This is a genomic window from Sphingomonas sp. P2_B6 (genome assembly GCF_056404755.1).
Genome location: NZ_JBFUDK010000004.1, coordinates 249,566 through 269,792 on the forward strand (window position 1 = coordinate 249,566; position 20,227 = coordinate 269,792).

The window sequence follows — 20,227 nt, forward strand, 5'->3', positions numbered from 1 at the left end:
TAGGCGCCCGCTTCCGGTCAGGGTCATCCCTGGAGGCCTGTCCGGAGATTTGAACCAAGCATATCGGAGACTGCAATGAGCGATCAGCTTACGCTCGCAGCCGAGACGCGTGAACAGGTTGGCAAGGGAGCCTCCCGTTCGCTTCGTCGTGAAGGCCGCGTACCCGCCGTGATCTACGGCAACAAGCAAGACCCCGCCTCGATCCATGTCGAGGAAAAGGCGCTGATGCGTCTTCTCATGACGGGTCATTTCATGAATTCGGTGGTGATGGTGGACGTCGGCGGCAAGGCCGTGCGCACCCTCCCCAAGGACGTCGCCTTCGACGTCGTGACCGATCGCCCGGTCCATGTCGACTTCCTGCGCATCTCCGAGCACGCGACCGTGCACGTGAACGTGCCGGTGGTGTTCGTTGACGAAGAGGAATCGGCCGGTATCAAGCGCGGTGGCGTGCTCAACGTGGTTCGCCACGAGCTCGAGCTGATCTGCGACGCGTCCGAGATCCCCGACGAGATCATCATCTCGCTCAAGGGCACCGATGTGGGCGATTCGATCCACATCTCGACCGTGAAGCTGCCCAAGGGCGTCACCTCGGCGATCGACGACCGCGATTTCACCATCGCCACGCTGATCGCACCATCGGCGCTCAAGTCCGAGACGCTCGAGCAGGTCGCCGAAGAAGAGGCCCTGGCCGAAGCGGCGCATGACGAGCATGTCGCCGAAGTCGAAGCCGAGGAAGCTGCTGCCGAAGCCGCGACCGACGACGAAGCCTCGGAAGGCTGAACGAACGATCCGTGCCCTCAGCGGCGCGGGACAGGATCGGGGGCAGCGGAAGCAACGGCTTCCCTGCCCCTTTTCTTTGGGTAAAGGAGCTTCATGCAACTCTGGGTCGGCCTTGGAAATCCCGGCGCGCAATATGCGCTGCAGCGGCACAATGTCGGCTTCATGGTCGCCGACACCATCGCCGAGATGCATGATTTCGGCCCCGTGAAGAAGGCGTTCCAGGGCTGGACTCAGGAAGGCCGGATCGGCCCCGAAAAGATCCTGCTGCTCAAGCCCGCGACCTTCATGAACGAGAGCGGCCGCTCGGTCGGCGAGGCGATGCGTTTCTACAAGCTCGATGTCGGCGACGTCACCGTGTTCCATGACGAGCTGGATCTCGCGCCCTTCAAGGTCAAGGTGAAGATCGGCGGCGGCACCGCGGGGCATAACGGCCTGCGCTCGACCGAGGCGCATATCGGCAATGAATTCCGCCGGGTGCGCATCGGCATTGGCCATCCCGGCCACAAGGACAAGGTCAGCCCCTATGTGCTGGGCAATTACGCCAAGGCGGAGATGGACTCGCTCGCCGGCCTGCTCGGCGCGGTCGCGGCCGAGGCGAAATGGCTTGCCGAGGGCAATGACGCCCGCTTCATGAGCGATGTCGCGCTGCGGCTGGGAGAATCGAAATGACGGTGCGCAACCTGTTCGCGACGCGGCTGTACGAGGGCGTGCTGAACGACCCCGATTTCGTGGCGGAGCTGGACCATGCCTGCCGCGTGCTGGCCGAGGACGACCGCGCCGGACGGCACTGGTCCAAGGCGAACGGCTATCGTGGCTATACCAGCTACGCCTCGCTCAACGACCTGCCTTATCGCGACCCGACCTTCGGTGAGCTGGTCAAGCGGCTGAACAAGCATGTCGCGGCCTTCGCGGCCGAGTGTGCGTTCGATCTGGGCGGCGGCAAGCTAAAACTCGACAGCTTCTGGGTGAACGTCCTGAAGCCGGGCGGCACGCATTCCGGCCATATCCATCCGCACAGCGTGGTGTCGGGCACGGCCTATATCGCGGTGCCGCCGGGCGCCGGGCCGCTCAAGCTGGAGGATCCGCGCCTGCCGCTGATGATGGCCGCCCCGACTCGTCTCGACGACGCGCCGGAGGATCTGCGCAGCTTCGTCTATGTCGAGCCCCAGCCCGGCAGCGTGCTGCTCTGGGAAAGCTGGCTGCGCCACGAGGTGCCGGCCGGCACGGCAAAGGACGAGCGGATCAGCATCAGCTTCAACTATCGCTGGTAGCCCCTCGCGGGCTCAGAACCTGTACCCGAAGGTAAGGTGAGCGATCCGGTTGATCCCCGTGACGGGCTTGAGTCCGGTCATCCCGTTCCCGTCCGCGTCCGCCTGCCTCAGCCGCCCCGACATGCCCGAGTTCAGCCGGCCCATCACCGCGCCCGCCTCGAACCCCAATATCGTGTCCGGGCCGACCGGGCGCATATAGCCGATCGTCGCGGCCGGGGTGAAGCGGCGCCCGCCGATCCCGCCGAGCCCGCGCCCCCTGGGACTATAGACCAGGCCACGATAGGTCCGGTCCGCATTCTGGCGCGCAAACAGCCGCATGCCGGCAGATAGATGCAGCCCCTCGCCCAGGGGAAAGAAATCGATCATCGAGCTGTCGACGCGCTCCTGAAAGCGACCGTCACTATAAACTAGGGGATCGCGGCTGATCAGCGGCGGCGGCGTCGTTACCCGCAGGCTGACGTTCGGTGTGATCGCAACGCCCTGACCGGGCACGATCGGACCCGCGACCAGAAGGGTAAGCGGTGCCCCCGCGCGATGAACCGCCTGTTGTTGCGACCATGCCGGTTGCGCCCCGACACTCATGGCCATCACGGCCAGCCCCAAAGTTACGCGCATCGTCGGCCCCCCGCCCCGTGCGCCCGGCATGATCGCTCAGCCTGGCTTGTACCGTTAGACGATACCGACCGACCCGATCCTCACCGGCGCGAACGATAAAGGCATCCGCGCGACACGCAGGTCGCTGGCGTTTCGGCGCATCACGCCTTAAAGGCCGCGCTTCACTTTCATCGCGGGACGATATGGGTTTCAAATGCGGCATCGTGGGCCTGCCGAATGTCGGCAAGTCCACCCTCTTCAACGCGCTGACGGAGACGGCGGCGGCGCAGGCGGCCAATTATCCGTTCTGCACGATCGAGCCGAATGTCGGCAACGTCGCGGTGCCGGACAAGCGGCTCGATCAGCTCGCCGCGATTGCCGGCTCGGCCAAGATCATCGAGACTCAGCTCGGCTTCGTCGACATCGCCGGCCTGGTGCGCGGCGCGTCCAACGGCGAGGGCCTGGGCAACCAGTTCCTGGGCAATATCCGGGAGGTGGACGCCATCGTCCATGTCCTGCGCTGCTTCGAGAATGGCGACGTCACGCATGTCGAGGGCAAGGTCGATCCGATCGCCGATGCCGAGACGGTCGAGACCGAGCTGATGCTGTCCGACCTGGAAAGCCTCGAGAAGCGCGTGCCCAATTTCGCCAAAAAGGCCGCGCAGGGCGACAAGGAAGCCAAGATCGCCGTCTCGGTGCTCGGCCAGGCGCTCGAGCTGCTGCGCGAAGGCAAGCCCGCCCGGCTCACCCGGCCGAAGGACGAGGAGGAAGCACGCGTCTTCGCCCAGGCCCAGCTGCTGACGTCCAAGCCCGTCCTGTACGTCTGCAACGTCGATGAGGGCGATGCCGCCCACGGCAATGCCCTGTCGGCCAAGGTGTTCGAAAAGGCCAAAGCCGAGGGTGCCGAGGCCGTCGTCGTCTCCGCCGCGATCGAGGCCGAGATCGCGACCATGGCGCCAGACGAGCGCGGGGAGTTCCTGTCGGAGCTCGGGCTGGAAGAGACCGGCCTCGCCCGCGTGATCACCGCCGGCTACAAGCTGCTCCACCTGCTCACCTTCTTCACCGTCGGTCCGAAGGAAGCGCGCGCCTGGACCGTCCATGTCGGCGCCAGGGCCCCGCAGGCGGCTGGCGAGATCCACACCGATTTCGAACGCGGCTTCATCCGCGCGGAGACGATCGCCTTCGACGATTATGTCGCGTTCAAGGGAGAAGCCGGCGCGCGCGACGCGGGCAAGCTGCGGTCGGAGGGCAAGGACTATGTCGTCCAGGACGGCGACGTGATGCTGTTCCGCTTCAACGTCTGAGGTTGCTCATGCTTCTACGCCGGCCTATTTTGCTGACCTGATGCTCGCCCGGCTGATCCTGTCGCTGCTGCTCGCCGCCCTTGCGTTTCCCGCGATGGCCGCGGCGTCGTGCCATGATGCGCCGGCTCCGCGGATGGCGATGTCGCATCACGACGCGCCGATGCCGGTCGCGCCTGCGCCAGCACATGACGACAAGGCCGTGGTCGGGCATGCCTGTATCGGCTGCATTCCGCCATCGACCTTGAAAAGCGGCGTCTCGGATGGGCCCGAACTCAGGACTGTCGAAATCCGCATCGCGCGCGCCGCCACCTTCGATCCCGGCAAGGCGCCCGCGCCCGACACACCGCCTCCGCGCGCCGAGGCATGATCCCGGGGGCAGCCCTGCCCCGATCATGTTCCTCCTTGCGAGAGTTCCAGACGATGAATCGATTCAAGTTGCGCGCGGCCACGGCCGCGGCGGCGCTGATCCCCATGGCTGCGTCAGCGCAGACCATGGACCATGGCATGCACATGCCCGCGCCCACCCCTACACCCGCACGCATACCCACACCGGCCACGCCGCAGACTGATCCGGCGATGGACCCCGACATGCCGATGCCGGCTCCTGCCCCCGCGCCTGCCCCCGAGGCGCCGCAGGAGCATCAGGGCCATCATCCCGGCATGGCCATGCCCGGCGATGCGCCCGCGATGGAGATGCCCGCCATCGCCTATGGTTCCGGCACGTCGCGCCTGCCCGCCAATGAAGGCGCGATGCACGGCGTGCATCTTCCGGCCGGCGACTGGATGGTGATGCTGCACGGCTATGCCTGGGGCGCCTGGACCGACCAGGGCGGCCCGCGCGGCGACGACATGGCCTTTGTCCAGTCGATGGCGATGGTCACCGCGGCGGGGCCGGTCGCGCCCGGCGTCAGGGTGGGCTTCCAGACCATGCTGAGCCTCGAACCGCTGATGGGCGCGAAGGGCTATCCCAGCCTGTTCGCCACCGGCGAGACGGCGGACGGCGTCACCCATCTCGTCGACCGCCAGCATCCGCACGACCTGTTCATGGAACTGTCCGGCCGGGTCGATCTGGACGTCGCGCCCGGCACCAGCCTGTTCCTCTATGGCGGGCCGGTGGCGGAACCGGCGCTCGGCCCCTCGGCCTTCATGCACCGGGCGTCGGCGCAATATCTGCCGCTCGCGCCGATCACGCATCACTGGTTCGACAGCACGCACATCACTTATGGCGTGGTGACGGCCGGCGTGGCCACGCCGCGCTTCCAGCTCGAGGCGTCGGCCTTTCGCGGGCGCGAGCCGGACCAGTATCGCTGGAACATCGAGTCGCCGAAGCTCGACAGCTGGAGCGTGCGTGCAACCTGGACGCCCTCGCCCGAATGGGCACTTCAGCTCAGCCATGGCCGGATCGAGAGCCCCGAACAGCTCGAACCCGCGCGCGACGAGGCCCGCACCACGGCGAGCGTGCAATATGCCAAGGGCGGGCTGTCCACCCTGGTCGCCTTTTCCGCCAAGAAGGATCTGCCCGGCCGCACCTCGACGGCGTGGCTGGCCGAGGCCAATTGGAACATCGGCAAGCACCACACCCTGTTCGGCCGCGCGGAGAATGTCGCCAATGACGAACTCTTCCCCGACCATGCCGATCCGCTGCACGACCGGATGTTCCGGGTGAGCAAGGTCGAGGGCGGTTACGCCTATCGATTGCCGCTGCCGGGGCCGTTCGGACTGGCGCTGGGCGGGGCGCTCGCGGCCTATGCCAAGCCGGCCGCGCTCGATGCGGCTTATGGCGACGCGCCGGTCAGTTATACGCTGTTCGCCAAGCTCTCGCTCGGGCAATAGGCGAACCGCGAATCCCACCGTCACCCCGGACTTGTCCCGGGGTCCATCGAGCGGCGGGCGCTGGAGGACCGATGAGCCAGGACGCCGAGCCGCGAAGGGGATGCCGGAACAGGTCCGGCATGACGGGATGGGTCGTGGCGCTGGCGGCACTGGCGCTTTCTGCCTGTGCCGCCACGCCACCCCCCGCCCCGATCGTGCAGGCCGCGGCCGGGCAACGCGCGCCCGTCACCATCCTGATCTCGATCGACGCGTTCCGGCCCGATTATATGGACCGCGGCGATACGCCGGTGCTCGACGCGCTGGCGAAGCAGGGCGTCCGCGCGACGATGCGGCCGAGCTTCCCGACCCTCACCTTCCCCAACCACACGACGCTCGTCACTGGCTTGCGGCCCGATCGCAACGGCATCGTGGCCAACACCATGTATGACCCGAAAAGGCCCGGCCAGCGCTTCTACAGCAAGGAACTGGAAAGCTCCGATCCCTTCTGGTGGGCCGAATCCGAGCCACTGTGGATCACCGCGGAGAAGAACGGCGTGCATGCCGGCACGATGTTCTGGCCGGGCGAGGAAGCCGCGCATGGCGACATGCGGCCATTCGACTGGATCCGGTTCGACCCCAATTTCACCAGCGCGCAACGGGTGCGGACCGTGACCGACTGGATGCGGCGCCCGGCCGACATCCGTCCCCGTTTCGTGGTGATCTATTTCGACGATGTCGACAAGGCGGCCCATAAGTTCGGCCCGCTCGCGCCCGAGGCGCGCGATGCGGTGCGGCTGATCGACGGGCTGATCGGCGACCTGAAATCGGGGCTCGATCGCATGGGCCAGCCGGTCAACCTCGTCATCGTCTCGGATCACGGCATGCGCGCGATCCAGCCGGAACGCACCGTCTCGCTCGACAGGATCCTGCCGAAGGAAAGCTATCGACTGGCAAGCTATGGTCCCTTCGCCACGCTCGATCCGATGCCGGGCCATGAGGACGAAGTCGCCCGCGTCCTGCTCGCGCCCAACCCGGACATGACCTGCTGGCGCAGGGCGGAGGTCCCCGCGAAATTCCACTACGGCGCCAATCCCCGGGTCGGCGCCTTTGTCTGCCAGGCCGCTGCGGGCGGCGAAGTGATGCCCGGCATGCCGACCAACAAGGGCGATCATGGTTATGAGCCCGACGATCCCGACATGACTGCCCTGTTCCTGGTCAATGGCCCTGCCTTCCGCCGTGATGGTCGCGTGCCCGCCAAATTCGACAATGTCGATCTCTACCCCATGCTCGCGCGCCTGATCGGCGTCGCGCCCTTGCCCAATGACGGGGACGCGGCCACGCTCGCGCCCCTGCTCGCCCCGACGGAGACAAAGTGACCATGCAATATTTCGAGGACATCGTGGTCGGCGCAACGGCGCGCTTCGGCCGCTACGAGGTCACCCGCGACGAGGTGATCGAATTCGCCTCGAAATATGATCCCCAGCCCTTCCATTTGTCCGACGAGGCGGCCGCGACCACGCATTTCGGGCGGCTCTCGGCCAGCGGCTGGCAGACCTGCGCGATGACCATGTCGATGGTCGTCGCCAATCTGAAGGCAAACAAGCAGGCCGGGCTTGGCTCGCCCGGCATCGATGAGCTGCGCTGGCTCAAACCGGTCTATCCCGGCGACGTGCTGCGCTGCGAGACCGAGATCCTCGACAAGCGCGCCTCGAACAGCCGGCCCGAGATGGGCAGCTATCGCAGCAGGATGACGGTGCTCAACCAGGACGATGTCCCGGTAATGACCTTCATCTCGATCGGCCTCATCCGGACTCGCCCGGCCGGCTGAGCCGCCGGGCGCGCCGTCATCAGCGGCGGCGGCGACCGCCGCCATAGGTGCCGCGGTTCACGCCATAGTCGCGCCAGACGGGACGGATGTCGCGGCGATCGCGCTGCCAGCTCTGCGACCGGCCCTGCCAATAGCCGCGCTGGCTGTCGTTCCAGCGATGGCGCCGGTTCTGCCGGTCATAGACGTAATAGCCGGTGCCCGGATAATAATAGTCGTTGTTCCAGCCCCAATAGGGGCTCCCGCTATAGCCGCCATAATAGGGGTCCCAGTCGCCGCCGGCATAGCCGACCGACATGCTGCCATAACCGCCGCCATAACCATCGGTGGCGCAGCCGGAGAGTCCGAGCCCGGCGACGAGGGCAAGGCCGGCGACGGAAAGCTTGAAGGGTGACATTGACGCAACTCCCATGATGGGAGCGCCGATGTGGTGCGGCAGCGGCGCTTCGATGCGCCATCAACGGGAAAAACCGGCGACGGTTCCGACGCGCCAAACGGGAAGAAACGACGCCCGCAAGGGCGCGCCGCTCAATGGCCGTCGAACGCCACCAGCGCGCGGACATCGATCCCGTCAGCGCGCAGCGCGTCGGCACCGCCAAGCTCGGGCAGGTCGATCGCGAAACTGGCCTGAGTCACCACCGCGCCCGCCTTGCGCAGCAGCCGCACGGCGGCGCGCGCGGTGCCGCCGGTGGCGATCAGGTCGTCGACCAGCAACACGCTGGCGCCGGGCGCGAGCGCATCCTCGTGCATCGCGATCCGGTCGGTACCATATTCGAGCGCATAGTCTTCGGCGATCGTCGCGCCGGGCAGCTTGCCGTCCTTGCGGATCAGCAGCACGCCCGCGTTCAGCGGCGCCGCCAGCGCGGCCGCGAACAGGAAACCACGGGCCTCGATCCCGGCCACCAGGTCGACCTTGCCCTCCACCAGCGCCGCCATGCGCTCGATGGTCAGGGCGAACCCCTTCGCATCGAGCAGCAAGGTCGTGATGTCGCGGAACATGATCCCCGGCTTCGGAAAGTCGGGGATCGTGCGGATCAGCGCCCTGAGATCGTCATTCGCGCCGGGCGCGCCGATCCCGGAACTGGCGGTCTCAGTGCTTAATGTCGCGCCAAACATTCTGATACGCTCCCCAGGCAAGGAAGACGAAGATCAGCAGGAAGATGATCACCGGCCAGCCATAGGAATGACGCGCCGTGAGGTTCGGCTCGGCGGTCCACACGAGGAACGCCGCGACGTCCTTCGCCATCTGGTCGACGGTCGGCTTGGTGCCGTCGAGATAGGTCACCTGGCCTTCGCTGGTCAGCGGCGGCGGCATGGCGATGTTCATCGTCGCGAAATAAGGGTTCGCGTGCAGGCCGGCGGGCGTCTTCACGTCCGGGAACTGCTTGAGCATCTCGGCCGACTGCGGCTGATAGCCGGTCAGAAGCGAATAGACATAGGCCGGGCCGTCATGACGCGCCTTGGTCATCAGCGACAGGTCAGGCGGGTTCGCGTTGTTGTTCGCGGCACGCGCGGCGATCTCGTTCGCGAAGGGCGACGGGAAATGATCCGAGGGAATGTTCTTGCGGGTCGCTGGCTCGCCGGTATCCGGGTTGATCGAAGGCTGCTCGATCACCCACTGGTTGGCAATCGCCTTCACCTGGGCTTCGCTATAGCCGATCTTCTGCAGGTCGCGGAACGAGACGTGATGCAGCGAATGGCAGGCCGAGCAGACTTCCTTGAACACCTGGAAGCCGCGCTGCAGCTGGCGGTTGTCGAACTTGCCGAACACGCCGTTGGACTCGAGCTCGAGCTCCTTGGGGTGCTTGTGCCATTCGCTCGTCTCGATCGACGGTGCCGCCGGATCGGTGATCTGGCCCCAGACGGTCCAGGAGAGAGCCCAGCCGAGCACGACGACGAACGCCGCACCGACCAGCATTGCAAGATTGCGGACCATTGTACCTGTTGCCCCTTATTCGGCCGCGAGCGCGGTCTGCGCCGGCGAGGTGCCACCATGCTTCGCCAGCACCGCCTCGGTGATCGAGTTCGGCAACGGCGCGGGGCGTTCAGCCCGCGAGATGATCGGCACGATGATCAGGAAATGCGCGAAATAATAGGCTGCGCAGATCTGGCTGAGGATGACGTAGAGCGGCGTCGCGGGCGAACCGCCGCACCAGCCCAGGATCAGGACGTCGGCCACCAGGATCCAGAAGAAGGTGCGATAGGTCGGCCGGTAATTGGCCGAACGCACCGGCGAGCTGTCCAGCCAGGGCAGGAAGAACAGCAGCAGGATCGAGCCGAACATCGCCAGCACGCCCCACAGCTTGGCCGGCAGGATGAAGTCGGAGGTGAWGGCGCGCAGGATCGCGTAGAACGGCCAGAAATACCATTCGGGCACGATATGCGCCGGCGTCGAGAGCGAGTTGGCCGGGATGTAATTGTCCGGATGGCCGAGATAGTTCGGCGCCAGGAAGATCAGCACCGCGAACAGCACCAGGAACACGCCGAGGCCGACGCCGTCTTTGGCGGTGTAATAAGGATGGAACGGCACCGTGTCCTGTTCGCCCTTCACTTCGACGCCGGTCGGGTTGCTCGAACCCGGAATGTGCAGCGCCCAGATGTGCAGGATGATGACCGCCGCGATCACGAACGGCAGCAGGTAATGGAGCGAGAAGAAGCGGTTCAGCGCGGCCTGGTCCGGCGCGAAGCCGCCGAGCAGCCAGATGCGGATATATTCGCCGACCACGGGTATCGCCGAGAAGAAGCCGGTGATGACCTGCGCGCCCCAGAAGCTCATCTGACCCCAGGGGAGAACATAGCCCATGAAGGCGGTCGCCATCATCAGCAGGAAGATGACCACGCCGAGCAGCCAGACCATCTCTCGCGGCGCCTTGTAGGAACCGTAATAAAGGCCGCGGAAGATGTGGATATAGACGACGATGAAGAACATCGCCGCGCCGTTGGCATGCGCATACCGCAGCAGCCAGCCGCCGTTCACATCGCGCATGATGTGCTCGATCGAGTTGAACGCGCCGTCGGCCGTCGCGCCATAATGCATGGCAAGCACGATGCCGGTGATGATCTGGATGCCGAGCGCGGCACCGGCGAGCACGCCGAAGTTCCAGAAATAGTTGAGGTTGCGCGGCACCGGATAGCCGGCGCCCACGGCGTTATAGACGAGGCGCGGAACCGGCAGCCGTTCGTCCACCCACTTCATCAGCGGGTTGGTCGGCGCGTAATGCTTGGCCCAGGGAAAGCTCATGATGCGTACCTCAACCGACCGTTACGGTGGTGGCAGAATTGAAGGTGTAGTCGGGCACCGCCAGATTCTTCGGGGCCGGGCCTTTGCGGATGCGCGCTGCGGTATCGTAGGCCGAACCATGGCACGGGCAGAAATAGCCGCCGAACGGCCCGCGATTCTCGCCTTCGCCCGCGCCCAGCGGCACGCAGCCGAGATGGGTGCACACGCCCAGCGTGATCAGCCAGTTCTTGTGGCCTTCCTTGGTACGCTGCGCCAGCGTCTGCGGGTCGCGCAGCTCGCTCACCGGGACCGCGTCGGCCTCGGCGATTTCCTTCGGCGTCAGGTTGCGCACGAACAGCGGCTGCTTGCGGAACGAGGTCTTGATCGCCTGGCCGGGCTGGATCTTCGCGAGATCGATCTCGGTGGTCGACTGCGCGAGCACGTCGGCCGACGGGTTCATCTGATTGAGCAGGGGCAGCACGACGACAGCACCGCCGACGCCGATCCAGGCCACAGCCGCGATATTGATGAAATCGCGGCGGCGGGGATCTTCCACCTCCTCATGGAACGGTGCCGGGTCTTCCCCAGGCGGTACGGCGGTATCAACAATTGCCATTCACTTGCCCTTGCACTTCAGGTCGCGGCGACGTTCGGAGAAGCGCGTTGCGATTGGTCCGCGCACGCCCACCGATCCTCCGTCCCCACGGAGGCTGGCGGCCTGATAGACGCGGGCGGCACGCTTTGCCAACAGCATTTTAGCCCTGTTGTTACGCGAGCGCACAAAGGCCTATGCGAGCGGCATGCGTGTGGCCCTTTACCAGCCCGATATCGCCGGCAATGTCGGCACGATCCTCCGGCTTTGCACCTGTCTCGAGGTCGGGGTCGACCTGATCGAACCGATGGGATTCGCCTGGGGCGACCGCGCGCTCGCCCGGGCGGGCATGGACTATCTCGATGCCGCGCAGGTGGTCCGCCATGTCGACTGGACGGCGTTCGAGGCACGGGTGCCCGGCCGGATCGTGCTGCTGACGACACGCGGCGGCGTTCGTATCGACGAAGCCACGTTCCAGGCGGACGACGTGCTTCTCCTCGGCAGCGAGAGCGCGGGGGTGCCGCCGGACGTCCATGCGCGCGCCGACCTGGCGGTCCGCATTCCGCTGGCGGCGGGCAGAAGGTCGCTGAACGTCGCGGTCGCCGCGGGAATCGCGCTGGGCGAGGCGCTGCGCCAGACCAGGGGCTGGCCGAAGCACTGAGTTTCAACTCTGGGTTGATTCTAACTCCGTTCGTGTCGAGTAGGGTTCGAGCTTGTCGAGAACCCGTATCGAGACACACGTCCTTCGATACGCCATCTCGACAGGCTCGATGGCACTCGGGACGAACGGTGACCTTTTTGACTGACGCGTTTTTACTCGACTCCGAACAATCCACCGCCCGCGCCTGGTTCGAAAGCCTGCGCGACCGGATCTGCGCCGAATTCGAATCGATCGAGGCCGAGGCCGGGTCGGACGCGCGGTTCGACTATCTCGCCTGGGACCGGACCGATCCGTCGGGCGCGCCCGGCGGTGGCGGCGTAAGGGGCGTGATGAAGGGCAAGGTGTTCGAAAAGGTCGGCGTCAACGTCTCGACCGTCGGCGGTACCTTCGAAGGCGATTTCGCGAAGTCGATCCACGGCGCGGGCGAGGATCCGCGATTCTTCGCGACCGGCATCAGCCTGGTCGCGCACATGGCGAATCCGCAGGTGCCGGCGGTGCACATGAACACGCGCTTCCTCGTCACGACGAAGCGGTGGTTCGGCGGCGGCGCGGATCTCAACCCGCCCCTGCCCCGGGCCGAGGATACCGAGGACTTCCACGCCACGCTGCAGGCGGCGTGCGACCGGCACGACCCCGCACATTATCCGCGCTTCAGGCAATGGGCCGACGACTATTTCTACATCCCGCACCGCCAGGTGCATCGCGGCGTCGGCGGTATCTTCTACGATCATCTCGAAGGGGATTTCGCGGCGAACTTCGCCTTCACCCAGGATGTCGGGCGCGCCTTTCTCGACGCGTTCCCGCGAATCGTGCGGCGGCGCATGGGCGATACGTTCACTGATGCCGATCTCGCCACGCAGCGCGCCTGGCGCGGCCGCTATGCCGAGTTCAACCTCGTCTATGATCGCGGCACGCTGTTCGGCCTCAAGACCGGGGGCAATATCGACGCGATCCTGATGAGCCTGCCGCCGGTCGCCACATGGGAGTGATGGGGTGGGATTGATACCGGTCCCGTCGCACGAGGTGGCGACGGTCGTCACCACGCTGGAGATGCGCCAGCGGCCGCCGCTGCGGCCGATGCCCGCTTCCCGCCTGCGCCTCGTCGCCTGGCCCGCCCCCTCGCCGGACAAATATCGCGCGCTGTTCAAACGAATCGGCGCGCCCTGGCTTTGGTTTTCGCGGCTGGTGATGGACGATGCCGCCCTCACCGCGATCATCCATGACGCGGGCATCGCGATCTTCGCGGCGGTCGATTCGGCCGGCCTCGAGGTCGGCATGCTCGAGCTCGATTTTCGCACCCCTGCTCAATGCGAGATCTCCTATTTCGGCCTGATTCCGGAACTCGCCGGGCAAGGTCTTGGCCGCTGGCTGATGGCCGAGGCGCTGGCGCGCGGCTGGGCCAGGGGGATCGAGCGGGTCTGGGTACACACCTGCACGCTCGATCATCCCTCGGCGCTCGGTTTCTATCGCGCGTCGGGTTTCACCGCGATCTCGCGGACGGTGGAGACCTTTGCCGATCCGCGCGCGATCGGCGTGCTGCCGGCGGACGCGGCGCCTCAGATTCCCCGGCTGGACGTCAGCCGCCGGTAAAGCGCGATCTGGATCAGGATTCCGGCGAGCGCGCCGACCGTGGCGCCGGCCGCCGCGCCGATATCCAGCAGCACGGCGACCACGGGGTTGGCCATCGGGGCCCCGTCAAGCGCCTTGCCGAGCGCTACGAACGGCCAGGAAAGCAGGTTGCCGCCGACCAACGTCACGCAGGCGAACCCGGCCAGCACCAGGCCGTGACCGCGAGTCAGTATCAGGCTCCGCGACATCGCGCCGCGCGCACCCTTGGGCTGGTCGGCCACGACCACTGGGAAAGCCAGCATCAGGCGCCCCTGGGCGTAGAAGCCCGGCAGGTACAGCAGCATCAGGCCGAAATAGACCGGCACCGCGACGAGGAACGAGAGCAGCAGGAAGCGCGGTAACAGACGCAGCGCGCGCGCCATGGCACGCCTCGCGTCCGGCCGCTCCGGGTCGAGATAGAGGGTGAAGAGCGTGACGGTCCCGAACAGGGCGATCAGCGACAGCAGGATGACGATCAGGCTGAACTGGGAAGACCAGGATTCCAGGGCGTCGAGCCATGCCTTGAGCGCCGCCTTGTCGAGCGGACTCGGCGGATCCGGCGGCAGGGCGACGAACAGCTTCATCGCCAGTTCGGGCACGAACAGGAAGAACCCCGCCACGCCGATCAGCAGGTCTCGATCGCGCTTCCACAGCCGCCAGGCGTCATTGAAGACGCCGTTCACATCAAGGGTCATAGCGAGTCGACGATCGCCTCGCGCACATCGCGCACTGCCAGGTAGAGCTTTCCCGTAAAGGTGGCTGCGAGGACCAGGAAGATCGTCGTCACCAGGCTGACGAGGATCGTCGTGACGATGGTCGAGAGCGTAAGGACACCGCCATGCTCGTCGAGCAGGCGCAGGATCGAGCCGAACACGAACTTCGTCGCGTTCGCGGCCACCCAGGAGACGATTGAATAGAGAAGCAATACCCCCATGATCTTCAAGCCAAGGCCGCGGGTCAGAGCGAAAGATCGCGAAAACACCCCAATTCCCCGTCGCTCCGCGATCATGATCGGACTGAAAAGCACCAATCGGGCATAGAGCCACAGCAGACACACGACTAAAGCAAGCAGTCCCAGGCCGAGGACCCCGGCGCGGCCTGACGGCATGTCCGCCGGGCCGCCCGACATGGCGCGCTGGAGATCGATTCCGCTGAGCGGCAGGATGACCGCCAACGCAACGGCGAGCAGGGCGATCATGGCGACCGCAAGCAATAGCGACAACATCAGGGTAGGGAGAAGGCGACGCGCCGCTGCCTGTCTCGCGCCCCCTGCGCCGTCCGACGGATTGAGCGACAAAGCGACAAGGGCCAGGTTGCCCCACGACATCGCGACAAAGCACAGCAGCACGACGCCGTAGAGTCCCCATTGACTGGCGTCCGCAGCTGCGATCGGCATGGCAAGTGTTAGCGCGACATAAGGCAGGAAGATCGCGAGGAAGGCAATCGGCAGAATCGTGGAGAGATTGTCCCCCAAGAAGTCGGTCGTGCGATCCCAGACCGTTCCCATGCTTATCATAAACGTCGCGCCCTCCCATGGCGCATCGGCGGCGCGGCCCTGTTAGCGCAGCTTCCCGCGGCACGCCAATCCTTGCGCTAGACGCGCGACTGGCGCAATCGGGCCCTTGTGACTTCCCTTCCCGACGAGATCGAATGGCGCGTCGAGCCGGCGCCAATACCCTATGACGACGCGATCGCCACCATGGAGGCGCGCGCGGCGGCCGTCGCCGCCGGCGCGGCGCGCGAGCTGATCTGGCTGCTCGAGCACCCGCCCATCTATACCGGCGGTACCAGCGCCGACCCCGCCGAGTTGCTCGATCCGCGCTTTCCGGTCGTCCAGACCGGGCGTGGCGGGCGCTACACCTATCATGGGCCTGGACAGCGGATCGGCTACCTCATCCTCGATCTCAACAAGCGCGGTCGCGACGTGCGGCATTTCGTCCACAGCCTCGAAGGATGGCTGATCGCGGCACTGGCGGAGATCGGCATTCATGCCTTCCGCGCGCCCGGCCGCATCGGCATCTGGACCAATATGCCCTTGCCTCTCGGCGGCACGGCGGAGGCGAAGATCGGCGCGATCGGCGTGAGGGTCCGGCGCTGGACGACCTTGCACGGCTTCTCGGTCAACCTTTCGCCCGATCTGTCGCACTTCGCCGGGATCGTGCCGTGCGGGCTGCCCGACTATCCGGTGACGAGCGCCGCGGCGCTCGGCAAGCCTTCGGATTTTGCAACTTTTGACTCAGCGCTCGCGTTTACCTGTCCTGCGTTCCTGCACACTCTTTCTTGTCCCCGGCAAAACGAGGCTTGAGGGGCGGTCGATATCAGACTAATGTCCACCACGGTTTGGGTATTAAGGGTCTCGAGGCCTTCCAAATCCACTATCTAGGGAGCTTTCCAATGCGTGCATTCATTTCCAAGGTCGTTACCGGTTCGATGATCGCCGGCGCGGCGCTGATGGTTTCGGCCTGCGGCCCGAAGACCGAGACGACCACCACCAACGACACCACCATCACCGAGATGGGCAACGAGACCACGATCTCGGACAACATGACCACCGTCGACAGCACGTCGATGGACGGCAACATGCTCGGCAACGACACCGCCGTCGTGACCAACGAGACCTCGACGACGACGACGAACGTCCAGTAATCACCCGTCAGGGTTTGATTATTCAGGGGCCGTCCGGGCGACCGGGCGGCCCTTTCGATTCAACCGCGACCAAAAAGTGCTAGGAAGGAAAAGGCTTGGGTTGGGAATCGAAAAGCCTTAACCACGCCGCATAGTGTCTTCGAGAGGGTGACGAGGCGAATATGAAGCTGTTGCATATCCTTTGTTCGTCCGCCGTGGCGCTTGGCGCTTTCGCCGCCGCGCCTGCTTCGGCGCAGTTTTTCCTGGTCGAAAAGGACATGAGCGGGGCTGCGGTACGTGGCCATGAGACCGGCCTCGGCCAGGAACTGCCAGGTGCGACCGAGGCGGAGCAGCGCGCGGCGCTGGTGTGGAACATGCGCGCCGCGCTCAACGTGGCGGCGCTACAATGCCAGTTCGAACCTACGCTGATGACTCAGGCCAACTACAATGTGATCCTGATGAATCACGGGGATGAGCTGAAGAAATCCTACGACACGCTGACCAAATATTTTGCTCGCACCGGCAAGACCGTGAAGGCTGGGCAGACCGCGCTCGACCAGTTCGGCACCCGCACCTATTCCAGCTTCACCACCGTCGCCGCCCAATATGGGTTTTGCCAGACTGCGGCCCGGATCGCTCGCGACGCGATCTTCGCACCGCGCGGCTCCTTCTACACGATTGCCGAGGGCCGCACCCGCGAGCTTCGCAACAGCCTGATCCCCACCGGCGACCAGCGCTATCCGCGTGGCATGTTGTTCGTGCGGCAGTCGGGCAGCCTGCCTAATTTCGACCAGAAATGCTGGGACAAGAAGGGCCTTTGGGTTGCCAGGAAATGCGGCGCCTTCCAGCTGAGCGCGATCAACTAGGCTGGCGTTCTAGCGCAATCCCAGCGCCTTGTGCGCCTGCAGGGTCAGGCGCCAATGCGGCCGGGCGAGCACGAAATCGATCGCGGCCGCCTGATTCTCTGCCATCCGCGCGTCGTCCATCGGCTGGACCAGGAAATGGCGGAAGTCCCATCCTTCGATCGCCTCGACATCGGTACCGGCCTGCGGCCAGACCAGCTTCAGCTCGTCGCCCGAGCGCTGGACGACCACACTGCCCGCCTTGGGGCTGATGCAGACCCAATCGATGCCGGGATGCGCGGGGATGGTCCCGTTGCTCTCGATCGCGATCGTGAAGTCGGCCGCGTGGAGCGCATCGACCAGCGCATCGTCGACCTGCAGCATCGGCTCGCCACCTGTCAGCACGACGAAGCGCTCGGCTGCGCCATCGCCCCAATGATCCGCGACTGCCATGGCTAGCACGCCGGCATCGGCGAACTTGCCGCCGCCGGCACCGTCCGTGCCGACAAAATCGGTATCGCAGAAACGGCATACGGCGGTCGCGCGATCCTGCTCGCGTCCCGACCAGAGATTGCAGCCGGCGAAACGCACGAACACCGCGCGACGCCCGGCATTCACCCCCTCGCCCTGAAGGGTTAGGAACATTTCCTTGACCGCATAGCTCATCGCGAGCGCCTCAGCCGACTTCGGCGTAGCGGGTGGGATCGGGAAGACCAGCTTCCTCGAACCCCTTGGCGCGCAGGCGGCAGCTGTCGCACAGCCCGCAATGCACGCCGCCCGGCGCCGGATCATAGCAGGACCAGCTGATCCCGGCATCGAGCCCGAGCCGCGCCGCCTCGCGCACGATGTCCGCCTTGGTCATGTGCTGCAGCGGCGCGTGGATGCGGAACGGATGCCCCTCCACCCCCGCCTTGGTGGCGAGTTCGGCGAGCTTCTCGAACCCCGCGATGAATTCGGGGCGGCAATCGGGATAGCCCGAATAATCGAGCGCATTGACGCCGATATACAGGTCGCGCGCACCCGCCGCTTCGGCCCAGCCCAGCGCCAGGCTGAGGAAGATCGTGTTGCGCGCAGGGACATAGGTGACGGGAATCCCCTCCTCCACGCCAGTCTTCGGCACGGCGATGTCGGCGGTGAGCGCCGAACCGCCAAAGGCAGAGAGATCGAGCGGCAGCACGATATGACGCTCCGCCTCGAGCAGCGCCGCGACGCGCCGTGCCGCATCGAGCTCGAGCCGGTGGCGCTGATTATAGTCGACCGACAGCGCGAGCAGCCGATGCCCGTCCTCCCGAGCACGCGCCGCCGCCACCATCGAATCGAGACCGCCCGACACCAGGGCGACCGCCAGGGTCGTTGCACTTGTCATGATGGGGCGAGAGGTAGGGCCTGCATCACGGCTCCGCAATCCCGCGCCGCCCTCTCACAAAAAACGGGCCGCCCTTGAGCGACCCAGTGATGCTCCTCGGAGCCAAAAGGGAGAAACCCGTGCCGATGATGATGACACGCCCCTCGTGTAGCAGGACACGGTAACCAACGCGTTAACGCGTGGCGGGCGGTCTGGGCGCACAGGCGCCGGTGCGGCGAGCCTCGTAATCCAGATCGAACGGCGCGCCGCTGGCGATGCCCTGAGTCTGCAGATGCAGCAGGCGTGGGGTCTCCAGCGTCAGCGCGGTGCGGCCATGGCCGGCCCCGGGGCAGGTATAATGGACCGTCGCGCTATCGGCCGCGTCAGCGATCACGAAGCGCGAGCATTGCGCGCCGACATGGCCGACCTGCAGCAATATGGCGGGATCGGACACGCAGAGTGAACGCCCGGGCGCGGTCGCCCCGGCTTCGCGGAGCAGCCATTGGCCAGTCTCGATGCGCGTCAGCACGGCGAGCTGAGGCGCACGCGCAGGGGCTGCCGTGCCGAGGCCTGCCGCAAGGAGCAGGCCGGCCAATGCACGCCGCGCGATACGCTGAACATCGATCATCTAGAACCTCGCTCGCTACAGGTGCCCCCTGCAGGGCATCACGCCAGCGACCCTCACCCTTGTCTGCCGCAGTTGCGAACGAGATTCAACAACGTTCAGGCAGCGTAATGATCGGTCACCGGCACCGGGAATTTGCGCGCACAAAAAGCGCAGTCGACCACGATCATGCCATTCTCGTCCGCCATCGAGCGCTGTTCCTCGGGAGGAAATTGCGACAGGACCGATGCGATATAGTCGGGCGAGCAACGGCAGCCGCGCACCAGCGGGGCGTCGCTCAGCAGCCGGACCTCATCCTCCTCGTTGAACAACCGCCATATCAGCGTGTCGAGCGAGATCGACGAATCGGCAAGCTCATCGGCGCCCATGGTCTGGCCGAGCAACGCGACATGCTCCCATTCGGGATGGTCGAGCCGGGTATGAAGGCGCTCGCGCCCGTCCTCGCCCTCCGGCAGATGCTGGAGGAACAGGCCGCCCGCGACGTGCCGGCCATCGGCCCCGCGCGCGATGCCGACCCGGACCAGCGTCGGGATCTGCTCCGACTGCACGAAATAATTCTGCGCCGCTTCGGCCAGCGTCGCACCGTCGAGCGGGACGATCCCCTGATAGCGCTCTTTGGTCGCCGCCTGATCGAAGGTGATTGCGAGATAGCCCTGACCGAACAGGGCAAACAGGGTCGGGTCCTCCGGCCCTTCCGCCAGCCGGTCCTCGTCGAACTGGACATAACCGCGCAACTCGCCGCCGCGATAGTCGCAAACAAGCAAGCTGACGACACCGCCCTCAGTCTGCGCCTGAAGCGTGAGTTGCCCGCCCGCGTCCTTCAAGGTCGACCCGATCAGTGCGGCCAAGGTCAGTGCTTCGGCAAGCAACGCTTCGATCGCCGGCGGATAGGCATGGGCGCCGAGTATCTCGTCGAGCACCGGCCCAAGGCGCACGATCCGGCCGCGCGCATGACGTCCCGGGAGGGTGAAACCGAGCGCGCGGTCGAGGTCCTGGGATTCTGTCTGAGTCATTCCATACCATTCGGGCTGAGCTGATCGAAGCCCCGTTCTTTCTTCAGCGAAGAGAGAACGGCCCCTCGACTGGCTCGGGGCGAACGGGATTCTGGTACGAGGAAGATAGG

26 protein-coding genes are annotated in these 20,227 nt (G+C 65.7%); 14 read left to right on the forward strand and 12 right to left on the reverse strand.

Annotated features, from left to right (window positions below):
• Nucleotides 1-75 precede the first annotated feature (75 nt).
• The 3 genes from AC1DX5_RS07845 to AC1DX5_RS07855 all read left to right on the forward strand — a co-directional run bounded on the left by AC1DX5_RS07845 (nucleotide 76) and on the right by AC1DX5_RS07855 (nucleotide 2,051).
• The gene (locus tag AC1DX5_RS07845) at nucleotides 76-780 is read left to right on the forward strand and encodes a 50S ribosomal protein L25/general stress protein Ctc (RefSeq protein WP_478014755.1); all 705 of its coding nucleotides are present in this window, start codon (nucleotides 76-78) and stop codon (nucleotides 778-780) included.
• 93 nt (nucleotides 781-873) lie between these two features.
• Complete coding sequence (gene pth, locus AC1DX5_RS07850; protein ID WP_478014756.1) at nucleotides 874-1,449, forward strand: aminoacyl-tRNA hydrolase; 576 nt, start codon at nucleotides 874-876, stop codon at nucleotides 1,447-1,449.
• Nucleotides 1,446-2,051 carry a TIGR02466 family protein gene (locus AC1DX5_RS07855; protein WP_478014757.1) on the forward strand — a complete coding sequence of 202 codons (606 nt, stop codon included), beginning with the start codon at nucleotides 1,446-1,448 and terminating at the stop codon, nucleotides 2,049-2,051. Before pth ends, AC1DX5_RS07855 begins: the two co-directional genes overlap by 4 nt.
• A 12-nt stretch (nucleotides 2,052-2,063) precedes the next feature.
• Here AC1DX5_RS07855 and AC1DX5_RS07860 read toward each other — a convergent pair whose 3' ends face one another.
• Nucleotides 2,064-2,666: a hypothetical protein gene (locus tag AC1DX5_RS07860; RefSeq protein ID WP_478014758.1), complete on the reverse strand. Its 603-nt coding sequence runs from the start codon at nucleotides 2,664-2,666 to the stop codon at nucleotides 2,064-2,066.
• Nucleotides 2,667-2,848: 182 nt separating this feature from the next.
• On the opposite strand from AC1DX5_RS07860, the gene ychF reads away from it, so the two are divergent.
• From ychF to AC1DX5_RS07885, 5 genes are all read left to right on the forward strand, one after another.
• Nucleotides 2,849-3,949, forward strand: coding sequence for a redox-regulated ATPase YchF (gene ychF, locus AC1DX5_RS07865; RefSeq protein ID WP_478014759.1), 1,101 nt, complete (start codon nucleotides 2,849-2,851; stop codon nucleotides 3,947-3,949).
• A gap of 40 nt (nucleotides 3,950-3,989) precedes the next feature.
• Complete coding sequence (locus AC1DX5_RS07870; protein ID WP_478014760.1) at nucleotides 3,990-4,316, forward strand: hypothetical protein; 327 nt, start codon at nucleotides 3,990-3,992, stop codon at nucleotides 4,314-4,316.
• Nucleotides 4,317-4,369: 53 nt separating this feature from the next.
• Nucleotides 4,370-5,782 (forward strand): hypothetical protein, encoded by a 1,413-nt coding sequence (locus tag AC1DX5_RS07875; RefSeq protein WP_478014761.1) that lies wholly within the window; start codon nucleotides 4,370-4,372, stop codon nucleotides 5,780-5,782.
• Nucleotides 5,783-5,901: 119 nt separating this feature from the next.
• Nucleotides 5,902-7,137 carry an alkaline phosphatase family protein gene (locus tag AC1DX5_RS07880; RefSeq protein WP_478014762.1) on the forward strand — a complete coding sequence of 412 codons (1,236 nt, stop codon included), beginning with the start codon at nucleotides 5,902-5,904 and terminating at the stop codon, nucleotides 7,135-7,137.
• Nucleotides 7,138-7,139: 2 nt separating this feature from the next.
• A complete protein-coding gene (locus tag AC1DX5_RS07885; protein WP_465173946.1) occupies nucleotides 7,140-7,589 on the forward strand; it encodes a MaoC family dehydratase in 450 nt (149 codons plus the stop codon).
• 19 nt (nucleotides 7,590-7,608) lie between these two features.
• Here the strand turns inward: AC1DX5_RS07885 and AC1DX5_RS07890 are convergent, their stop codons facing one another.
• From AC1DX5_RS07890 to petA, 5 genes are all read right to left on the reverse strand, one after another.
• Nucleotides 7,609-7,983, reverse strand: coding sequence for a hypothetical protein (locus AC1DX5_RS07890; RefSeq protein WP_478014763.1), 375 nt, complete (start codon nucleotides 7,981-7,983; stop codon nucleotides 7,609-7,611).
• A gap of 131 nt (nucleotides 7,984-8,114) precedes the next feature.
• Entirely contained in the window at nucleotides 8,115-8,702 is a 588-nt protein-coding gene (locus AC1DX5_RS07895) for an adenine phosphoribosyltransferase (RefSeq protein ID WP_478014764.1), read from the reverse strand.
• Nucleotides 8,677-9,522, reverse strand: a complete 846-nt coding sequence (locus AC1DX5_RS07900; protein WP_465173730.1) for a cytochrome c1 — start codon at nucleotides 9,520-9,522, stop codon at nucleotides 8,677-8,679. Before AC1DX5_RS07900 ends, AC1DX5_RS07895 begins: the two co-directional genes overlap by 26 nt.
• 15 nt (nucleotides 9,523-9,537) lie before the next feature.
• Nucleotides 9,538-10,827, reverse strand: a complete 1,290-nt coding sequence (locus AC1DX5_RS07905) for a cytochrome b (RefSeq protein WP_478014765.1) — start codon at nucleotides 10,825-10,827, stop codon at nucleotides 9,538-9,540.
• A 10-nt stretch (nucleotides 10,828-10,837) separates the two neighbouring features.
• On the reverse strand, nucleotides 10,838-11,422 hold the full coding sequence (gene petA, locus AC1DX5_RS07910; protein WP_465173732.1) for a ubiquinol-cytochrome c reductase iron-sulfur subunit: 585 nt from the start codon (nucleotides 11,420-11,422) through the stop codon (nucleotides 10,838-10,840).
• A gap of 184 nt (nucleotides 11,423-11,606) precedes the next feature.
• On the opposite strand from petA, the gene AC1DX5_RS07915 reads away from it, so the two are divergent.
• The 3 genes from AC1DX5_RS07915 to AC1DX5_RS07925 all read left to right on the forward strand — a co-directional run bounded on the left by AC1DX5_RS07915 (nucleotide 11,607) and on the right by AC1DX5_RS07925 (nucleotide 13,649).
• Nucleotides 11,607-12,059, forward strand: a complete 453-nt coding sequence (locus tag AC1DX5_RS07915) for a tRNA (cytidine(34)-2'-O)-methyltransferase (RefSeq protein WP_465173734.1) — start codon at nucleotides 11,607-11,609, stop codon at nucleotides 12,057-12,059.
• Between the two features lie 128 nt (nucleotides 12,060-12,187).
• Nucleotides 12,188-13,048 carry an oxygen-dependent coproporphyrinogen oxidase gene (hemF, locus tag AC1DX5_RS07920; protein WP_478014766.1) on the forward strand — a complete coding sequence of 287 codons (861 nt, stop codon included), beginning with the start codon at nucleotides 12,188-12,190 and terminating at the stop codon, nucleotides 13,046-13,048.
• 4 nt (nucleotides 13,049-13,052) lie between these two features.
• Nucleotides 13,053-13,649: a GNAT family N-acetyltransferase gene (locus AC1DX5_RS07925; protein ID WP_465173736.1), complete on the forward strand. Its 597-nt coding sequence runs from the start codon at nucleotides 13,053-13,055 to the stop codon at nucleotides 13,647-13,649.
• Here the strand turns inward: AC1DX5_RS07925 and AC1DX5_RS07930 are convergent.
• Nucleotides 13,616-14,362 (reverse strand): hypothetical protein, encoded by a 747-nt coding sequence (locus AC1DX5_RS07930; RefSeq protein ID WP_478014767.1) that lies wholly within the window; start codon nucleotides 14,360-14,362, stop codon nucleotides 13,616-13,618. The genes AC1DX5_RS07925 and AC1DX5_RS07930 overlap by 34 nt on opposite strands.
• A complete protein-coding gene (locus AC1DX5_RS07935; protein WP_478014768.1) occupies nucleotides 14,359-15,174 on the reverse strand; it encodes a hypothetical protein in 816 nt (271 codons plus the stop codon). The genes AC1DX5_RS07930 and AC1DX5_RS07935 overlap by 4 nt, the downstream gene beginning before the upstream one ends.
• Nucleotides 15,175-15,291: 117 nt before the next feature.
• Here AC1DX5_RS07935 and lipB point away from each other — a divergent pair, with 117 nt between their 5' ends.
• The 3 genes from lipB to AC1DX5_RS07950 all read left to right on the forward strand — a co-directional run bounded on the left by lipB (nucleotide 15,292) and on the right by AC1DX5_RS07950 (nucleotide 17,158).
• On the forward strand, nucleotides 15,292-15,972 hold the full coding sequence (gene lipB, locus AC1DX5_RS07940; protein ID WP_465173739.1) for a lipoyl(octanoyl) transferase LipB: 681 nt from the start codon (nucleotides 15,292-15,294) through the stop codon (nucleotides 15,970-15,972).
• A gap of 89 nt (nucleotides 15,973-16,061) precedes the next feature.
• Nucleotides 16,062-16,313, forward strand: a complete 252-nt coding sequence (locus AC1DX5_RS07945; RefSeq protein ID WP_465173740.1) for a hypothetical protein — start codon at nucleotides 16,062-16,064, stop codon at nucleotides 16,311-16,313.
• Nucleotides 16,314-16,474: 161 nt separating this feature from the next.
• Nucleotides 16,475-17,158: a hypothetical protein gene (locus tag AC1DX5_RS07950; protein WP_465173741.1), complete on the forward strand. Its 684-nt coding sequence runs from the start codon at nucleotides 16,475-16,477 to the stop codon at nucleotides 17,156-17,158.
• Nucleotides 17,159-17,167: 9 nt separating this feature from the next.
• On the opposite strand, the gene queE is transcribed toward AC1DX5_RS07950, so the two are convergent.
• From queE to hslO, 4 genes are all read right to left on the reverse strand, one after another.
• Nucleotides 17,168-17,800 (reverse strand): 7-carboxy-7-deazaguanine synthase, encoded by a 633-nt coding sequence (gene queE / locus AC1DX5_RS07955; RefSeq protein WP_465173742.1) that lies wholly within the window; start codon nucleotides 17,798-17,800, stop codon nucleotides 17,168-17,170.
• 10 nt (nucleotides 17,801-17,810) lie between these two features.
• Nucleotides 17,811-18,500 carry a 7-cyano-7-deazaguanine synthase QueC gene (gene queC, locus AC1DX5_RS07960; protein WP_465173743.1) on the reverse strand — a complete coding sequence of 230 codons (690 nt, stop codon included), beginning with the start codon at nucleotides 18,498-18,500 and terminating at the stop codon, nucleotides 17,811-17,813.
• A gap of 172 nt (nucleotides 18,501-18,672) precedes the next feature.
• A complete protein-coding gene (locus tag AC1DX5_RS07965) occupies nucleotides 18,673-19,107 on the reverse strand; it encodes a DUF3617 domain-containing protein (protein ID WP_478014769.1) in 435 nt (144 codons plus the stop codon).
• 95 nt (nucleotides 19,108-19,202) lie between these two features.
• Nucleotides 19,203-20,117 carry an Hsp33 family molecular chaperone HslO gene (gene hslO / locus AC1DX5_RS07970; RefSeq protein ID WP_478014770.1) on the reverse strand — a complete coding sequence of 305 codons (915 nt, stop codon included), beginning with the start codon at nucleotides 20,115-20,117 and terminating at the stop codon, nucleotides 19,203-19,205.
• Between the last annotated feature and the right edge of the window lie 110 nt (nucleotides 20,118-20,227).

Coding starts and splice junctions, on each gene's coding strand:
- AC1DX5_RS07845 (WP_478014755.1), top strand. CDS start 76: ATGAGCGATCAGCTTACGCTCGCAGCCGAGACGCGTGAACAGGTTGGC.
- pth (WP_478014756.1), top strand. CDS start 874: ATGCAACTCTGGGTCGGCCTTGGAAATCCCGGCGCGCAATATGCGCTG.
- AC1DX5_RS07855 (WP_478014757.1), top strand. CDS start 1,446: ATGACGGTGCGCAACCTGTTCGCGACGCGGCTGTACGAGGGCGTGCTG.
- AC1DX5_RS07860 (WP_478014758.1), bottom strand. CDS start 2,666: ATGCGCGTAACTTTGGGGCTGGCCGTGATGGCCATGAGTGTCGGGGCG.
- ychF (WP_478014759.1), top strand. CDS start 2,849: ATGGGTTTCAAATGCGGCATCGTGGGCCTGCCGAATGTCGGCAAGTCC.
- AC1DX5_RS07870 (WP_478014760.1), top strand. CDS start 3,990: ATGCTCGCCCGGCTGATCCTGTCGCTGCTGCTCGCCGCCCTTGCGTTT.
- AC1DX5_RS07875 (WP_478014761.1), top strand. CDS start 4,370: ATGAATCGATTCAAGTTGCGCGCGGCCACGGCCGCGGCGGCGCTGATC.
- AC1DX5_RS07880 (WP_478014762.1), top strand. CDS start 5,902: ATGACGGGATGGGTCGTGGCGCTGGCGGCACTGGCGCTTTCTGCCTGT.
- AC1DX5_RS07885 (WP_465173946.1), top strand. CDS start 7,140: ATGCAATATTTCGAGGACATCGTGGTCGGCGCAACGGCGCGCTTCGGC.
- AC1DX5_RS07890 (WP_478014763.1), bottom strand. CDS start 7,983: ATGTCACCCTTCAAGCTTTCCGTCGCCGGCCTTGCCCTCGTCGCCGGG.
- AC1DX5_RS07895 (WP_478014764.1), bottom strand. CDS start 8,702: ATGTTTGGCGCGACATTAAGCACTGAGACCGCCAGTTCCGGGATCGGC.
- AC1DX5_RS07900 (WP_465173730.1), bottom strand. CDS start 9,522: ATGGTCCGCAATCTTGCAATGCTGGTCGGTGCGGCGTTCGTCGTCGTG.
- petA (WP_465173732.1), bottom strand. CDS start 11,422: ATGGCAATTGTTGATACCGCCGTACCGCCTGGGGAAGACCCGGCACCG.
- AC1DX5_RS07915 (WP_465173734.1), top strand. CDS start 11,607: ATGCGTGTGGCCCTTTACCAGCCCGATATCGCCGGCAATGTCGGCACG.
- AC1DX5_RS07930 (WP_478014767.1), bottom strand. CDS start 14,362: ATGACCCTTGATGTGAACGGCGTCTTCAATGACGCCTGGCGGCTGTGG.
- AC1DX5_RS07935 (WP_478014768.1), bottom strand. CDS start 15,174: ATGGGAACGGTCTGGGATCGCACGACCGACTTCTTGGGGGACAATCTC.
- AC1DX5_RS07945 (WP_465173740.1), top strand. CDS start 16,062: ATGCGTGCATTCATTTCCAAGGTCGTTACCGGTTCGATGATCGCCGGC.
- AC1DX5_RS07950 (WP_465173741.1), top strand. CDS start 16,475: ATGAAGCTGTTGCATATCCTTTGTTCGTCCGCCGTGGCGCTTGGCGCT.
- queE (WP_465173742.1), bottom strand. CDS start 17,800: ATGAGCTATGCGGTCAAGGAAATGTTCCTAACCCTTCAGGGCGAGGGG.
- queC (WP_465173743.1), bottom strand. CDS start 18,500: ATGACAAGTGCAACGACCCTGGCGGTCGCCCTGGTGTCGGGCGGTCTC.
- AC1DX5_RS07965 (WP_478014769.1), bottom strand. CDS start 19,107: ATGATCGATGTTCAGCGTATCGCGCGGCGTGCATTGGCCGGCCTGCTC.
- hslO (WP_478014770.1), bottom strand. CDS start 20,117: ATGACTCAGACAGAATCCCAGGACCTCGACCGCGCGCTCGGTTTCACC.